The organism is Streptomyces sp. NPDC044571 (assembly GCF_040647115.1).
In the GTDB taxonomy this organism is placed as follows: Bacteria; Actinomycetota; Actinomycetes; order Streptomycetales; family Streptomycetaceae; genus Streptomyces.
The window spans coordinates 1-12479 of record NZ_JBEZBN010000049.1 but is presented as its reverse complement, the minus strand read 5'-3'; the positions used below and the strand labels follow the sequence as shown (position 1 = coordinate 12479).

Annotated in this window: 17 protein-coding genes; 7 read left to right on the top strand and 10 right to left on the bottom strand. The window is 71.1% G+C overall.

Annotated features, from left to right (window positions below):
* Positions 1-11 precede the first annotated feature (11 nt).
* From AB0B01_RS23765 to AB0B01_RS23745, 5 genes are read right to left on the bottom strand one after another with little or no spacing between them, the layout of a single operon-like run.
* Positions 12-392, bottom strand: coding sequence for a nuclear transport factor 2 family protein (locus tag AB0B01_RS23765; protein WP_361722511.1), 381 nt, complete (start codon positions 390-392; stop codon positions 12-14).
* 13 nt (positions 393-405) lie between these two features.
* The gene (locus AB0B01_RS23760) at positions 406-861 is read right to left on the bottom strand and encodes a nuclear transport factor 2 family protein (RefSeq protein ID WP_361722508.1); all 456 of its coding nucleotides are present in this window, start codon (positions 859-861) and stop codon (positions 406-408) included.
* Between the two features lie 23 nt (positions 862-884).
* The gene (locus AB0B01_RS23755; RefSeq protein WP_361722505.1) at positions 885-1316 is read right to left on the bottom strand and encodes a nuclear transport factor 2 family protein; all 432 of its coding nucleotides are present in this window, start codon (positions 1314-1316) and stop codon (positions 885-887) included.
* 40 nt (positions 1317-1356) lie between these two features.
* The gene (locus AB0B01_RS23750; protein WP_361722502.1) at positions 1357-3000 is read right to left on the bottom strand and encodes a thiamine pyrophosphate-binding protein; all 1644 of its coding nucleotides are present in this window, start codon (positions 2998-3000) and stop codon (positions 1357-1359) included.
* A gap of 42 nt (positions 3001-3042) precedes the next feature.
* Positions 3043-3867 carry a type 1 glutamine amidotransferase domain-containing protein gene (locus AB0B01_RS23745; protein ID WP_356850952.1) on the bottom strand — a complete coding sequence of 275 codons (825 nt, stop codon included), beginning with the start codon at positions 3865-3867 and terminating at the stop codon, positions 3043-3045.
* A gap of 267 nt (positions 3868-4134) precedes the next feature.
* Here AB0B01_RS23745 and AB0B01_RS23740 point away from each other — a divergent pair, with 267 nt between their 5' ends.
* From AB0B01_RS23740 to AB0B01_RS23720, 5 genes are all read left to right on the top strand, one after another.
* Positions 4135-4407: a UBP-type zinc finger domain-containing protein gene (locus tag AB0B01_RS23740; RefSeq protein ID WP_361722499.1), complete on the top strand. Its 273-nt coding sequence runs from the start codon at positions 4135-4137 to the stop codon at positions 4405-4407.
* 98 nt (positions 4408-4505) lie between these two features.
* On the top strand, positions 4506-6146 hold the full coding sequence (locus tag AB0B01_RS23735; protein WP_361722600.1) for an FAD-dependent oxidoreductase: 1641 nt from the start codon (positions 4506-4508) through the stop codon (positions 6144-6146).
* Positions 6147-6237: 91 nt separating this feature from the next.
* On the top strand, positions 6238-6762 hold the full coding sequence (locus tag AB0B01_RS23730; protein WP_361722496.1) for a hypothetical protein: 525 nt from the start codon (positions 6238-6240) through the stop codon (positions 6760-6762).
* 80 nt (positions 6763-6842) lie between these two features.
* The gene (locus AB0B01_RS23725) at positions 6843-7178 is read left to right on the top strand and encodes an antibiotic biosynthesis monooxygenase family protein (protein ID WP_361722493.1); all 336 of its coding nucleotides are present in this window, start codon (positions 6843-6845) and stop codon (positions 7176-7178) included.
* Positions 7175-7654: a group II truncated hemoglobin gene (locus tag AB0B01_RS23720; RefSeq protein ID WP_361722490.1), complete on the top strand. Its 480-nt coding sequence runs from the start codon at positions 7175-7177 to the stop codon at positions 7652-7654. The genes AB0B01_RS23725 and AB0B01_RS23720 overlap by 4 nt, the downstream gene beginning before the upstream one ends.
* A 92-nt stretch (positions 7655-7746) precedes the next feature.
* Here the strand turns inward: AB0B01_RS23720 and AB0B01_RS23715 are convergent, their stop codons facing one another.
* The 5 genes from AB0B01_RS23715 to rpe form a co-directional block, all read right to left on the bottom strand.
* Entirely contained in the window at positions 7747-8130 is a 384-nt protein-coding gene (locus tag AB0B01_RS23715; RefSeq protein WP_361722487.1) for a barstar family protein, read from the bottom strand.
* Positions 8127-8573 carry a ribonuclease domain-containing protein gene (locus tag AB0B01_RS23710; RefSeq protein ID WP_361722484.1) on the bottom strand — a complete coding sequence of 149 codons (447 nt, stop codon included), beginning with the start codon at positions 8571-8573 and terminating at the stop codon, positions 8127-8129. The genes AB0B01_RS23715 and AB0B01_RS23710 overlap by 4 nt, the downstream gene beginning before the upstream one ends.
* Before the next feature lie 75 nt (positions 8574-8648).
* Positions 8649-8870 (bottom strand): CarD family transcriptional regulator, encoded by a 222-nt coding sequence (locus AB0B01_RS23705; protein ID WP_030157491.1) that lies wholly within the window; start codon positions 8868-8870, stop codon positions 8649-8651.
* Positions 8871-8986: 116 nt separating this feature from the next.
* The gene (locus AB0B01_RS23700; RefSeq protein WP_356850946.1) at positions 8987-10033 is read right to left on the bottom strand and encodes a sugar-binding domain-containing protein; all 1047 of its coding nucleotides are present in this window, start codon (positions 10031-10033) and stop codon (positions 8987-8989) included.
* Positions 10034-10160: 127 nt separating this feature from the next.
* The gene (gene rpe / locus AB0B01_RS23695; RefSeq protein ID WP_361722480.1) at positions 10161-10847 is read right to left on the bottom strand and encodes a ribulose-phosphate 3-epimerase; all 687 of its coding nucleotides are present in this window, start codon (positions 10845-10847) and stop codon (positions 10161-10163) included.
* 574 nt (positions 10848-11421) lie between these two features.
* Here rpe and AB0B01_RS23690 point away from each other — a divergent pair.
* The gene (locus AB0B01_RS23690) at positions 11422-12000 is read left to right on the top strand and encodes a hypothetical protein (RefSeq protein WP_361722477.1); all 579 of its coding nucleotides are present in this window, start codon (positions 11422-11424) and stop codon (positions 11998-12000) included.
* Positions 12001-12285, top strand: a complete 285-nt coding sequence (locus AB0B01_RS23685) for a hypothetical protein (protein WP_361722474.1) — start codon at positions 12001-12003, stop codon at positions 12283-12285.
* Positions 12286-12479 lie beyond the last annotated feature (194 nt).

Genomic DNA, 12479 nt, shown 5'->3' with positions numbered 1-12479 from the left:
CACATGTCCCCTCAGCCCTGGCCCAGCACCTGGAAGGGGACGGTGTCGTGGTAGTTCGCCATGTAGGCGATCTTTCCGTCCACGATCCGGAAGAAGTTCATGACCTCGGCCTCGATCGCCTCGCCGGAGGCGCTGACGGCGCTGAGGTGGGAGACGGCCGCGGCCTTCTCCCCGTCGACGAGGAAGTGCACGGGCTCGTTCCGGAAGACGCGGTACATCGTCCCCATGCCCTTCATCATCGAGCGCAGAACCTCCAGGCCCTCGATGTGGCCGGCGAGCTGCTCGTCCATGACCTGGTCGTCGGCGAACAGGTCGCACCAGCGGTCCCAGTCCCCGGCGTTGGCGTACTCGTAGTACTTCTCAAGGATCTGTCGTGCGTCGAGCGTGCTCATCGCGCTCGTCCCCCTATCTGTCGCGGCGGGTTCCGTCCGGCGCGAACGGCGCCCAGAACTGGCTGAAGGCGGTGGCCGAGTCACCGAAGAGGCCGTCGCGGCCCTCGATGATCCGGCCGTCACGCCACCGCATGAAGTGGAAGACCGGATAGTCCATCCGCTCGTACGGGGACCGGCTCGCCTCGTCGGCGCCGTCCCGCACGGCGACGTTGCGGCACACGTCGGCGCTGCAGTCCTCACCGACGAGCACCGCCTGGATGTCCATCCGGAAGGTGCCGCCCGTGAGCTTGTGGGTCTGGCCCATCAGCTCCAGGAAGGCGTCGAGGCTCTCGTACCAGCCGGCGAGCGGGTGGTTGCCCGGCACCAGCCAGCGCAGGTCCTCGGAGTAGAACTCAAGGATGCGTGCGCGGTCCCCGGAACCGAGGGCCTGGTAGGCCGCACGGACCCGCTCCGGTGTCACTTCGGTCATCGCCGCTCCTCCTTCGCCTGCACTCAGAGGGAGCCGGAGCCCGGCATGGGGGCCAGCTCGTTGACGGTGTACTGCTTGATCAGCGGTCCGTCGGGGCCGGCCACCACGGTCCAGGTCTGGTCGGCGTCGAAGCCGAGCCACTGGCTGCGGGCGGCCGGGGCGTCCCAGATCCTGGCCTGCCAGTTGACGAGGACCCGGACGACCGCCCGGTCGCCCTCGATGACGGGCTCCACCTTCGTGACCGTGTGCACCTCGTCGAAGAAGCGGTGGGTCACGGCCTCGTACCAGCGGCCGAAGCCCTCGCGGCCGAGGAAGGTGTCCTCGGGGACCTTGAACTCCAGATCCTCGGTGATCATGGCCAGCACCCGGTCCGGCGCAAGGTGCTGGTCCAGCGCCACGTACCAGTTCTCCGCGAAGGTGCGGATCGCGTCCTCGGTCAGCCGCTCGGCGGGCATGCGGTCTCCTCCTGTCCGTGGGGATGGGGTGTGCGGTGGGTCAGATCTGGACGTCGACGAGGAACGGACCGGGGTGGTCCAGCATCCGACCGACGGCGGCGACCGCCTCGTCCGGCTTCTCCACGCGGGTCCCGCCGGCGCCGAGCGAACGGGCCAGGGCGGCGAAGTCGATCTCGGGGTGCGAGAGGTCGAAGGAGCCGGGGAAGCCGTGCTCCGGGATGTCCCGCTCCCGCCAGTACTGGGCGATGTTGTCGTCCAGCAGCCGGTACTTGCGGTTGTTGCAGACCACGAACTTGGCGTCGATGCCGTGCCGGACCGCGGTCCACAGCGCCTGGTACGTGTACATCGACCCGCCGTCGCCCGCGAAGCCCACGACCAGCCGGTCGGGCCGGGCCAGCTTGACCCCGACCGCGCCGGGGAAGCCCACCCCGAGCGAACCGCCCCGGGTGAGGTGGTAGTCGCCGGGGCGCTGGGGCGGCAGGTACCGGGTGACCAGCGGGGAGGTGGTCAGCGCCTCGTCGAAGACGATCAGGTCTCCGCCCGTGCGCTCGGCCAGGGTCCGCAGGAAGACCGCCATCGGCGATCCGTCCTGCTCGGTCTCTGCCGCGCGGGCGTCGAGCGCCCGCTCCCGGGTCCGGGCGTCCAGCCGGGCGGCCGCGGCGGCCCGCTGCTGCGGGGGCAGCCGCTGTTCGAGTACGCCGGCCAGGGCGCGCAGCGCCTGGCGCGGGTCGGCGGCCAGGCCCAGGTCCACCGGGTGGTTCTTGGCGATCTCATAGGCGTTGAGGTCGATGTGGACGACCTTGGCTCCGGCCCGGAAGGGGTTCTCCAGCTCGGGGAACACCTCCGGGAAGACGTACGTGCCGACGATCAGGACCCCGTCCGCATCCCCGACCAGCTCCTTGCTGTGCGGGCCGAACATGTGGCCGGTCTGCCCGCGGCGCAGCGGGTGCGAGGCCGCGATGTTCACCTCGGAGGAGTCCACCTCGTACACGTCGGCGCCCAGCAGCTCGGCGACGGCGACGAGTTCGCGCTGCGCTCCCGAGAGGGAGACCCCGTCGCCGACGAGCACGACGGGCCGCTGCGCGGAGGCGAGCAGCTCGGCCGCCCGCCCCACCGAGGCCGCCGAGGGCGCCACGTCCGTGAGCGGGACCGTGGCGGGAACGACGGCTTCGGTGTTCGGCTCGTCCAGCACGTCCATCGGCAGCGCCACGAACACCGGGCCGCGCGGCGGGGTCAGGGCGATCTTCACCGCCCGGCGGATGGTGCGCAGCACGGACCGCGGATCGGTCACCCGGGTCGCGTACTTGGTCACCGGCTTCGCCATCGCCACCAGGTCGGACGCCATCTGCGCGTCCATGGCGTCGTAGCGGACGCCGGCGTCGCCGGCGACGACGACGAGCGGGGTGTGGCCGCGCAGCGACTGGTAGAGCATGCCGATGCCGTTGCCGAGCCCCACGCCGGAGTGGAGCTGGAGCAGGGCCGCACCGCCGGTGGCCCGGGCGTAGCCGTCGGCGATGCCGGCGGCCACGGTCTCCTGGAGGGCGAGGACGTACTGGAAGTCCTCCGCCGCGTCCACCGCGTCGAGGAATCCCTGTTCCACCGTCCCCGGATTTCCGAACATCACTGTCAGGCCGTCGGCCTTGAACTGCTCGATCAGCCTTTCCCGTCCGGGAGTGGCTTCCATGAATTCCCCCTCTTTTTCACCGCGGTTACGGGGCCGCCCAAATCACCACCCGTAACGGGTGAGGCCTTCTTCGAGGACTTCCACGATCTTCTGCCCCGTGAGATAAGAGTCGGGGGTCGAACGGCCGGTCACGAACGGGAAGTCGACGATCACCGAGAGGGGGTGGCCGAAATTCCCGTGGTACGCCCCGCGCGGGCCGGTCGCATCGCGCAGGATGTACTCCAGCGGGTACGGCGGCGGCCCCATGTTGAAGTCGGTGCCGAGGAACCCGGTGCCGTCCTTGTAGTCGTACTCCTTGCAGTGGCCGGTGACGTGCTTGCCCCAGATGATGCTCCGGCGGTCACCCCAGTCCCGGGCGAAGGCCAGGCAGGCGACGCCGTAGCACTCGGCGGCCACGACCTTGCCGGCCTTCTTGAAGGCCAGGATCAGGGCGTGCACCCGCTCGTTGTTGGCGAGGTCGACGATGGGGCCGCTGCCGCCGACGACGAGGATCGCGTCGTATCCGGCGATGTCCGCGTCGAGCTTGTCCAGATCGCGGTGGTACTGCTCCAGCTTGCGCAGATAGCCCTCGTCGCTCGTGTACGGGCGCTCGGGCACCCACGCCTCGATGTCGAGCGGCGAGTCCAGCCGGCTCGACTGCTCGAACTCGCGTCCCAGCCGGGCGTTCTCCTCGGTGGTGACCGAGCGTCCCAGCGGAGGGTCGATGAAGTTCGCGTCGAGGCTCGGCGGAAGAGCGTGCGCACGCTTTCCGGTCGGCGTGGCGAATACGACTTCGTAGCCCCGCTCGTCGAACTTCGACACCGGGCCTATGAGTTCTTCGGCCCAGTAACCGTGTTCGGAGACAATGACCAGAATCTTTCTGCTCACGGATTCCTCCAGGCGCCGCCTGTTGTCGTTGGCGTCCACCACACTGCTGGCGCCCGGACCCGGCGTCAAAGCGCCCGAAGGCGACTTCGTGAGGTAGGAAGGCAGGTCGTCGGCCCACATCACGTAGTCACTCACCGAGGTCATGAAGTAGCCGCGGGACTTCCTGACCTCGGCCGAATCACTGAACCATTTCCGGGACCCCGCCCTATGGTCTGGACGCGCCGTGCATCACGGGTGCACGGAGGACAGAGGAGAGGGACGGGGACGATGACGACCGACCTGTTGTGCACACACATCGATCAGATACGTCCGGTGAAGCCCGGCACGGAGGGCTGCGAGGAGTGCCTCGTCCTCGGCGACAGCTGGGTGCACCTGCGGATGTGCCTCAGCTGCGGGCACATCGGATGCTGCGACTCCTCGAAGAACCGCCACGCCACCAGGCACTACCGCACGACCGACCACCCCATTGCCGCCTCGCACGAGCCGGGCGAGGACTGGGCCTGGTGCTACGCCGACAAGCTGATGCTGGACCCGGCGTGAGCGCGGCCCCGGAGCGCGCCGCCGCCCCCGCGACCACGACGACGGCGACGGCGACGGCGACGGCGGCCGAGCGCGCGGAGACCAGGAAGCCCGTCATCCTGGCCGTGGACGACGACCCGCAGGTGCTGCGGGCCGTCCGCCGGGACCTGCGCAGCGCCTACGGGGACCGCTACCGGGTCCTCGGGGCCTCCTCGGCCGCCGACGCACTCAAGATCCTGGACTCCCTCGACGAACGCGGCCACGACCCGGCGCTGTTCCTGGTGGACCAGCGGATGCCGGACGTGACCGGCGTCGAGTTCCTCCTCGAAGCCGTCAGCCGCTTCCCCGACGCCCGCCGCGTCCTGCTCACGGCGTACGCGGAGACCGACGCGGCGATCACCGCCATCAACCGGGTCCGGCTGGACTACTACCTGCTCAAGCCGTGGGACCCGCCGCACGAGCGGCTCTTCCCGGTCCTCGACGACCTGCTGTCGGACTGGCTGGCCACCTACCGCCCGGCCTACGACGGCATCATCGTCGCCGGCCACCTCGTCGCCCCCGGCACGCACGCCGTACGGGACTTCTTCACCCGCAACGGCCAGCCCTTCCGGTTCCTCAACGTCGAGCGGGACCCGGAGGCGCTGACCCTGATCGCCGCCCAGCCCGATGCGCCGCTGCCCCTCGTCCGCTTCCCGGACGGGTCGGTGCTCTCCGCACCGAGCGACACCGAGCTCGCCCAACGGCTGGGGCTGGCCACGACCGCCTCCCGCCCGCACTACGAGTGCGTCATCGTCGGCGCGGGGCCCGCGGGCCTGGCAGCCGGTGTGTACTCGGCCTCGGAGGGCCTGTCCACCCTGATGCTCGACTCCCGGGCCCCCGGCGGCCAGGCCGGCACCTCCAGCCTGATCGAGAACTACCTGGGCTTCCCCTCGGGCCTCTCCGGCGGCGACCTCACCCGCCGGGCCACCATCCAGGCCTCCCGGTTCGGCGCCGAGATCCTGCACCCGGTGGAGGTGGTCTCGCTGACCCGGGACGACCCGGCGAAGATCCTCACCCTGGCGGACGGCACGGAGATCAGCGCGGAGACGGTGCTGCTGGCCACGGGTGTCTCGTACAACCGCCTCCAGGCCCCGGGCGCGGACCGCTTCGAGGGCGCGGGCCTCTACTACGGCGCAGCCACCACCGAGAGTTCGGCGTGCATCTCCCAGCACGTGTTCATCGTGGGCGGCGCCAACTCGGCGGGCCAGGCGGCGGTCCACTTCGCCAAGTACGCGGCCCGAGTGACGATCCTGGTCCGCGCGGAGTCCCTGGACGCGAGCATGTCCCGCTACCTGATCGACGAGATCGAGCGCACCCCGAACATCGAGGTCAAGGTCCACACCACGGTCGTCGCCCTGTCCGGTGAGGACCACCTGGAACGGATCACCCTGCACTCCTCCGACACCGGCGAGGACACGGAGGTCCCGGCCCGCTTCATGTTCACCTTCATCGGCGCCCGCCCGCACACCGACTGGCTGTCGGGCGTGGTCGAGCGGGACGAGTACGGCTTCGTCCTCACCGGCTCCGATCTGATCGCCAACGGCGGCGAACTCCCGGCGGAGTGGAGCCTGGAGCGCGCCCCGTACCCGCTCGAAACCAGCGTTCCCGGGGTCTTCGCGGCGGGCGACGTGCGCGCCCACTCGGTCAAGCGCGTCGCGTCGGGCGTCGGCGAGGGTGCGATGGCGGTCTCCCTGATCCACCGTTACCGCTCCATGGGCTGAGAGCGTCCATGGGCTGAGAGCGAACGGCGTGGGCTGAGAGCGAACACGATTCCCTTGCGATCAAGCGGCAAGCGGATGCAACGTTGATTACATGATTACAGCAGAGCAGAGCGAGCAGCTTCGCACGTGGTTCGCGGACCGCCTCCCGGTGGACGTCTACGAATCCCTGGTCGAGGTGGCCGTCGACCGCGAGGAGATCACGGTCGTCGGCACCCTCCCGGCGAACGAGTCCGTCAGGGAGTTCCGCGAGCGCACCCGCGAACAGCGCATCGAGGTGGCACGGGAGGCGGAGGAGCTCTACCGCCGCAAGGTCGCCTGGGCCGTCCAGTCCGGCGACGAACGCGTCCTGTTCACGCACCTGGCCGTCCCGGTGATGACGCGCCTGCGCCAGCCGGAGCGCCAGGTCCTCGACACCCTGGTCGCCGGCGGCGTGGCCCGCAGCCGCGCCGACGCCCTGGCCTGGTGCGTACGCCTGGTCGGCCGCAACACGGACGAGTGGCTGACCGAGCTCCGGGACTCCCTCGCCAAGGTGCAGCAGGTCCGGGCGGCGGGCCCCGACGTCACCCCCGAGGGCAGTACCGATGCCGCCGACTCCCAGAAGTCTGAGTCGGAATGAGCAAAGCCCTCCCGGCCCGGGCATGATCACGCAAGTCTGACGAGCGACCAGGACCCCGATCACAGGGAGAGGCCCGTTCCATGACCACCACCGTCGAATACATCCGCTACCGGATCGCATTGGACGACCAGCAGGCCTTCGAGGACTCCTACCGGCAGGCCGCGGAAGCCCTGGCCGCGTCACCCGAGTGCATCGACTACGAGCTGGCCCGCTGCGAGGAGGAGACCGACCGCGAGCACTACATCCTGCGCATCCGCTGGACCTCGGTCGACGCCCACCTGAACGGTTTCCGCAAGGGCGAGCACTTCCCGGCGTTCTTCAGCGCGATCCGCCCGTACGTGAAGGCCATCGAGGAGATGCAGCACTACCGCGTCACCGACGTGGCCGGCCCCGGAAAGGCCGCCCCCCAGTCATGAGCACCACACCCGGCACCACCCCCACCATCTACGAGTGGATGGGCGGGGCGGAGGCCATGCAACGCCTCACGGACGTCTTCTACACCCACGCCCTCCAGGACGAGATCCTCGCCCCTGTCTTCGCGGGGATGGACGCGGAGCACCCCCGGCACGTCGCGGTCTGGCTCTCGGAGGTCTTCGGCGGCCCGAAGGACTACACGGCCCACCACGGCGGCCACCCGCACATGGCCACCAAGCACCTCGGCCGCGGCATCACCGAGAAGCAGCGCCGCCGCTGGGTGGACCTGCTCCTGGACACGGCCGACGAGGTCGGCCTCCCCACGGACCCGGAATTCCGTGCGGTGTTCGTCTACTACATCGAGTGGGGCACCCGTATGGCCCTGATCTACTCGGGCCCCACCCCGCCCCCCGTGGACGCGGCCGACATCCCGGTCTGGTCCTGGGGGCAGACCCCGCCCTGGATCCCCAAGAGCTGACCCGGTGGGGGCAGGACCCGCCTGCCCCCACACCACCGGGCCGCAGCGCGGTACACCGGGCGCACCGGGCGGAAGCGCGACACCGGCCCGCCTCAGTCCTGCGCGGGCTCCCCTGCGGAGGCGAGCAGGACCGTCAACGCCCCCTCGTCGGCGGAGCGCCAGAAGTCGACGGCCTCCTCCAACACCTCCTGGAGCGTCTCCCAGTCACCCGGACGCGCGCCGGCGTAGCCCCGCCACGAGGACACCGCCACCAGCCACCCCGGCGGAGCCGGCTCCCACCACGACAGGTCCCTGAGGGCGTCGGCCAGCGCGTCCCAGTTCCCCCCGAACCACTCCGGCACGCGCAGCGCCGCCCCCCAGCGCCGCATCAGCTCGGCCTTGGTCCGTACGCCGTCCAGGTCCACCCGTACGGTCGTCCAGCCCGCCTTCTGCGCGGCGGCGAGCGCCGGTGCGAGCGGCTGCGGCTCCAGGGTCATCGCAGGACCGCCTTGAAGGTCTCGTAGTGGTCGGCGGTGTAGAAGAACTCCCCGCCCTCACCGGTCACGATCCGCCGGGCCCCGCGATCGCGCTCCCCCGGCGTCCTGACCGTGAACTCGTGGTAATAGCCGCGCGGGTGCGGGGGCAGGGCCTTCTCGAAGTTCCCGAAGACCGACCCGTCCTGCGGGTACGGGTACGGCCCGCCCTTGTCGATGAGCGCCAGCACGTTCCGCGCCTCCTGCGGCAGCGCGTCGGCCCGTACGGTGGCCATCCCCTTGGCCCATCCGGGCGCGGACGCACCAGAAGCCGAGGGCACGGCCGTCCCGCTGCCGGCGCTGCTTCCGTCGCCGCTCCCGCACCCCGCCGCGCCGGCCAGCGCGACGCACAGGAACAACGCCCCCAGCACACGCAGCAACGATCGGGGCATGCTCCGGAAGATCATGCACCGATCGTGCCAAACATCCGATTCGCTCGCGAATCGCGCGGTGACCGCGGTGACCGCGGTGCCGCGAGGTCCTCAGAGTGCGGACATCTTGGTGTACGGACTCAGAATGCGTTTCTGGACGGACCCGAAGTCGACCAGGACAGCGATCCCCTCCTCGATACCGACGACACGGCCGAGGCCGTGCTCGTCGTGAGAGACCCGGTCGCCGACGCTGAACTGCCGGAGCGGCGGTTCCACGGGGGCCTTGAACGGGCTGGACGGCAAATGGCGGCGAGGTACTGCGGACTTTGTCATTGGTACCAGTATGCGCCCAGCGGGCCTCTGTACGGCCCTGGCTGAGGATCTCAATTCCGGCACCATCTGCCGCAGGCCCCCCGCCGGGGACCCGCCCGGACCCCTCGCGCTCCCGGTCAGTCGTCGGGGTCGGCCCGCTCCAGCGCCGGGCGCAGCCCCGGGGCCGACTCGGTCAGCAGGTAGTCCGCGACCGCCGTGTCCGTGACCAGGCTGGTCACCAGGCCCGACCGCAGCACCGCGCCGATGGCCGAGGCCTTGCGCAGACCGCCGGCGATCGCGACGACCTCGGGGATCCGGCGCAGCCGGTCCGCCTCGACGGTGATGCAGCGCTCGCCGAGGTCGCGACCGACCCGCCGCCCCTCGGAATCGAAGAGGTGGGCGGACATCTCGGCCGCGACGCCGAGCGAGGCGTAGTGGGCCCGCTCCTCGTCGCTCAGCATGTCGTGGACCGTGGAGATGCCGGGCTCCCACGAGCCGATGGAGACGGCCGCGACGGTCACCTTGTCGAAGTACTCGAAGGCCCGCGCGATCCCGGTCTGGCTCCGCAGCGCGGCCGCGGTCGCGGGATCGGGCAGCAGCATCGGCGCGTAGATCGGGTGGGCGTCGCCTCCGGAGACCTGCGCGGCGCGCCGTACGGCCTCGACGGAGCCGCGCTCGGCGGTTCCGGCGTCGTACACCCCGGTCAGCTGGACGACGGTGCACTGCGGGAGGCGGTGCAGGGAGGCGGCCATGTGGATGGTCGACCGCCCCCAAGCCAGGCCCAGTACGTCGCCCTCGTTGACGAGCTCGCCGAGCAGGTCGGCCGCGACCGCGCCGAGGTTCTCCGGGTCGGGCGCGTCCTCGGTCGCATCGGCCGGGGACTCCACCACCACGGCGTGCCGGAGCCCGTAGCGGGCCCGGAGGGCGTCGGAGCGCTCCGCATCGAGTTCCGCCGGGACCCGGATCTCGATGCGCACGAGGTCGCGTTCGAGAGCGGTCTCCAGGACCCTGGCCACCTTGAAGCGGCTCACGCCGAACTCCTCGGCGATCTGGATCTTGGACTTGCCCTCCAGGTAGAAGCGGCGGGCCATGGCCGCCGCCTGCACCAGCTCCGCGGGTCCCATCCGCAGGGCTGACCGTCCCGCCGACATTGCAGACACCGCGTTCTCCTCACTGCTGTTCACACTCTCGACTCGCCGTTCATCCTGTCAGATCCGGCGGCCGTTGATCAGCCCGGACAGCTGCCGTTCACCGAGCTGTTCACCAAGCCTTGTTCCCGTTGTTCCTGTTGTCTCCGTGGTCACACGCGCCTCAGTGGTCGCACGCCCAGGGCGCCGCGGAGATCGCGGCGTCCGCCTGCTCGCGCAGGGTCCGTACGGCGGCGGCCGGGTCGACCGCCCCGTAGACCGCGCTCCCCGCGACGAAAACGTCCGCGCCGGCCTCCGCGCACTGCTCGATGGTGGAGGCCGAGACCCCGCCGTCGACCTGCAGCCAGAGCTCCAGGCCGTGCTTGGCGATCAGCTCCCGGGTCCGGCGGATCTTGGGGAGCATGATGTCGAGGAAGGGCTGGCCGCCGAAGCCGGGCTCCACCGTCATGATCAGCAGCATGTCGAGCTCGGGGAGGATGTCCTCGTACTGCTCGATCGGCGTCGCGGGCTTGAGCGCCATGGACGCCCGCGCCCCCTTGGCCCGGATCTCCCGCGCGAGGCGCACCGGCGCCGCGGCGACCTCGGCGTGGAAGGTGATCGACCCGGCGCCGGCCTCGACGTACTGCGGGGCCCAGCGGTCCGGGTCCTCGATCATGAGGTGCAGGTCGAGCGGAGTGTCCGTGGCCCGGCTCAGGGACTCCACGACGGGCACACCGAGGGTGAGGTTCGGGACGAAATGGTTGTCCATGACGTCGACGTGCAGCCAGTCGGCCCCCTCGACGGCCCTCGCCTCCTCGGCGAGCCGGGCGAAGTCGGCGGACAGGATGCTGGGATAAATCTGAGCGGCCATGCCCCAAGCCTGCCATGCTCCCGGCCGGTTCCGGCCACGACCCCGCATGTCCGGGTTGCCTCAGCTCGCCTAAAGTGATCATGGAGAACATTTAACTTGTCCTTCGCGATCGACCGCGGCACGGTTCTGCTCTGTTCATGACACGAGCCGGATCCCGGCCCGGCCCCCACCCGACGCGAGGAGACCAGCCCCGGCATACCCGCTGCCCCGCCCCCGGCGACCACGTCCCCACGCCCCGCTCCCACCCCTTGGCGCAGCAAGGACTTCCGCACCCTCTTCACCGCCTCGACCCTCAACCAGTTCGCCACCAACACCGGCCAGGTGGCCGTCCCCCTCCTCGCCCTCACGGCCCTCGACGCCGGCGCCGCCCAGATCGGCGCCCTCGCCGCCTCTCCACCGCCGCGTTCCTCCTGATCGGCCTGCCGGCCGGCGCCTGGGTCGACCGCCTGCGCACCCGCCGGGTACTGATCGCCGCGGACCTCGCACGCGCGACCCTCCACGCCTCGCTGCCGCTGGCCTGGTGGCTGGACGGGCTGACCCTCGCGCAGCTGTACGCCGTCGTCCTCGCGGGCGGATGCGCCACCGTCTTCTCCGAGGTCGGCTCCCAGAGCGTGGTGCCCGGCTCGTCGGCCGCGACGGCCTGGTCCGCGCCAACGCCGCCCTGGTCACCCTGATGGCCGTCGCCGACATCGCCGGCTGCGGCGCCGGCGGAGCCCTCGTCGCCGCCCTCACCGCCCCCTTCGCCCTGGCCTGCTCCGCCGCCGCCTACCTCGCCTCGGCGCTCCGCCTCGTCCGGAGCCGCCCCACCCCGGCGCCCCCGCCCGCCCGGACACCGCTGGCGGCCCAGATCCGGGAGGGGGTGCGGCACGTACTGGGCCACCCCGAACTGCGGGCCCTCGCGCTCAACTCCGCCCTCAGCAACCTGGGCGGCGCGATGGTCAACACCTTGCTCCCGGTGCTCTTCGTACGGGAGCTCGGGCTCTCCGCGGCCGCACTCGGCCTGTTCTGGGCGGCGGGCGGCGCGGGGCTCCTGCTGGGCGCGCGCCTGGCCCGGCCGTTCGCCGCCCGCGTGGGCTACGGCCGCGCCCTGGTCCTGAGCCTGACGCCGGCGACGCTGCTGGTACCGCTGTTGGACCGCGGACCGTGGCTCTGAGTGGCGGGGGCCGGGTGGCTGCTGGCCATGATGAAGGTCGGCGCGAACAACGTCCTGGGCGTCAGCCTCCGCCAGCACGTGACCCCGGACCCCCTCCTGGGCCGCATGAACGCCACCTTCCGCTTCCTCCTCACCGGCGCCCTCGCCCTCGGCGCAGCCGCCTCGGGCCTCCTGACGGAACTGACCACGCTGCACACCGCCCTCTGGACGGGAGCCACGGTGATGGCCCTGTCTTGGATCCCCCTGTCCCTGTCACCGATCCGCCACAGGGTGACGGGGCCGTAGGCGGGGGCCCTGCGGATGGGCGGGGGCGGGGGGCTTCGGGGGGCGGGGCGGGGGCTTCGGGGCGGGATGCCCTCACCCGGGGGCGGTGGGGTTCGGGGGCGTCCCGTCAGTCCACTGTCCTTCCGTGCCGGGCCGGGCCGTCAAGGGCGCTCCTTCGTCGCGTCGCTTCGCGATGGCCTTCGGCCACCCTTGAC

What these genes read in the sequence shown, in the direction of transcription:
- AB0B01_RS23765 (WP_361722511.1), bottom strand. Translation starts at nt 392, where the DNA reads ATGAGCACGCTCGACGCACGACAGATCCTTGAGAAGTACTACGAGTAC.
- AB0B01_RS23760 (WP_361722508.1), bottom strand. Translation starts at nt 861, where the DNA reads ATGACCGAAGTGACACCGGAGCGGGTCCGTGCGGCCTACCAGGCCCTC.
- AB0B01_RS23755 (WP_361722505.1), bottom strand. Translation starts at nt 1,316, where the DNA reads ATGCCCGCCGAGCGGCTGACCGAGGACGCGATCCGCACCTTCGCGGAG.
- AB0B01_RS23750 (WP_361722502.1), bottom strand. Translation starts at nt 3,000, where the DNA reads ATGGAAGCCACTCCCGGACGGGAAAGGCTGATCGAGCAGTTCAAGGCC.
- AB0B01_RS23740 (WP_361722499.1), top strand. Translation starts at nt 4,135, where the DNA reads ATGACGACCGACCTGTTGTGCACACACATCGATCAGATACGTCCGGTG.
- AB0B01_RS23730 (WP_361722496.1), top strand. Translation starts at nt 6,238, where the DNA reads ATGATTACAGCAGAGCAGAGCGAGCAGCTTCGCACGTGGTTCGCGGAC.
- AB0B01_RS23725 (WP_361722493.1), top strand. Translation starts at nt 6,843, where the DNA reads ATGACCACCACCGTCGAATACATCCGCTACCGGATCGCATTGGACGAC.
- AB0B01_RS23720 (WP_361722490.1), top strand. Translation starts at nt 7,175, where the DNA reads ATGAGCACCACACCCGGCACCACCCCCACCATCTACGAGTGGATGGGC.
- AB0B01_RS23715 (WP_361722487.1), bottom strand. Translation starts at nt 8,130, where the DNA reads ATGACCCTGGAGCCGCAGCCGCTCGCACCGGCGCTCGCCGCCGCGCAG.
- AB0B01_RS23710 (WP_361722484.1), bottom strand. Translation starts at nt 8,573, where the DNA reads ATGATCTTCCGGAGCATGCCCCGATCGTTGCTGCGTGTGCTGGGGGCG.
- AB0B01_RS23705 (WP_030157491.1), bottom strand. Translation starts at nt 8,870, where the DNA reads ATGACAAAGTCCGCAGTACCTCGCCGCCATTTGCCGTCCAGCCCGTTC.
- rpe (WP_361722480.1), bottom strand. Translation starts at nt 10,847, where the DNA reads ATGGCCGCTCAGATTTATCCCAGCATCCTGTCCGCCGACTTCGCCCGG.
- AB0B01_RS23690 (WP_361722477.1), top strand. Translation starts at nt 11,422, where the DNA reads ATGCGCCACCGTCTTCTCCGAGGTCGGCTCCCAGAGCGTGGTGCCCGG.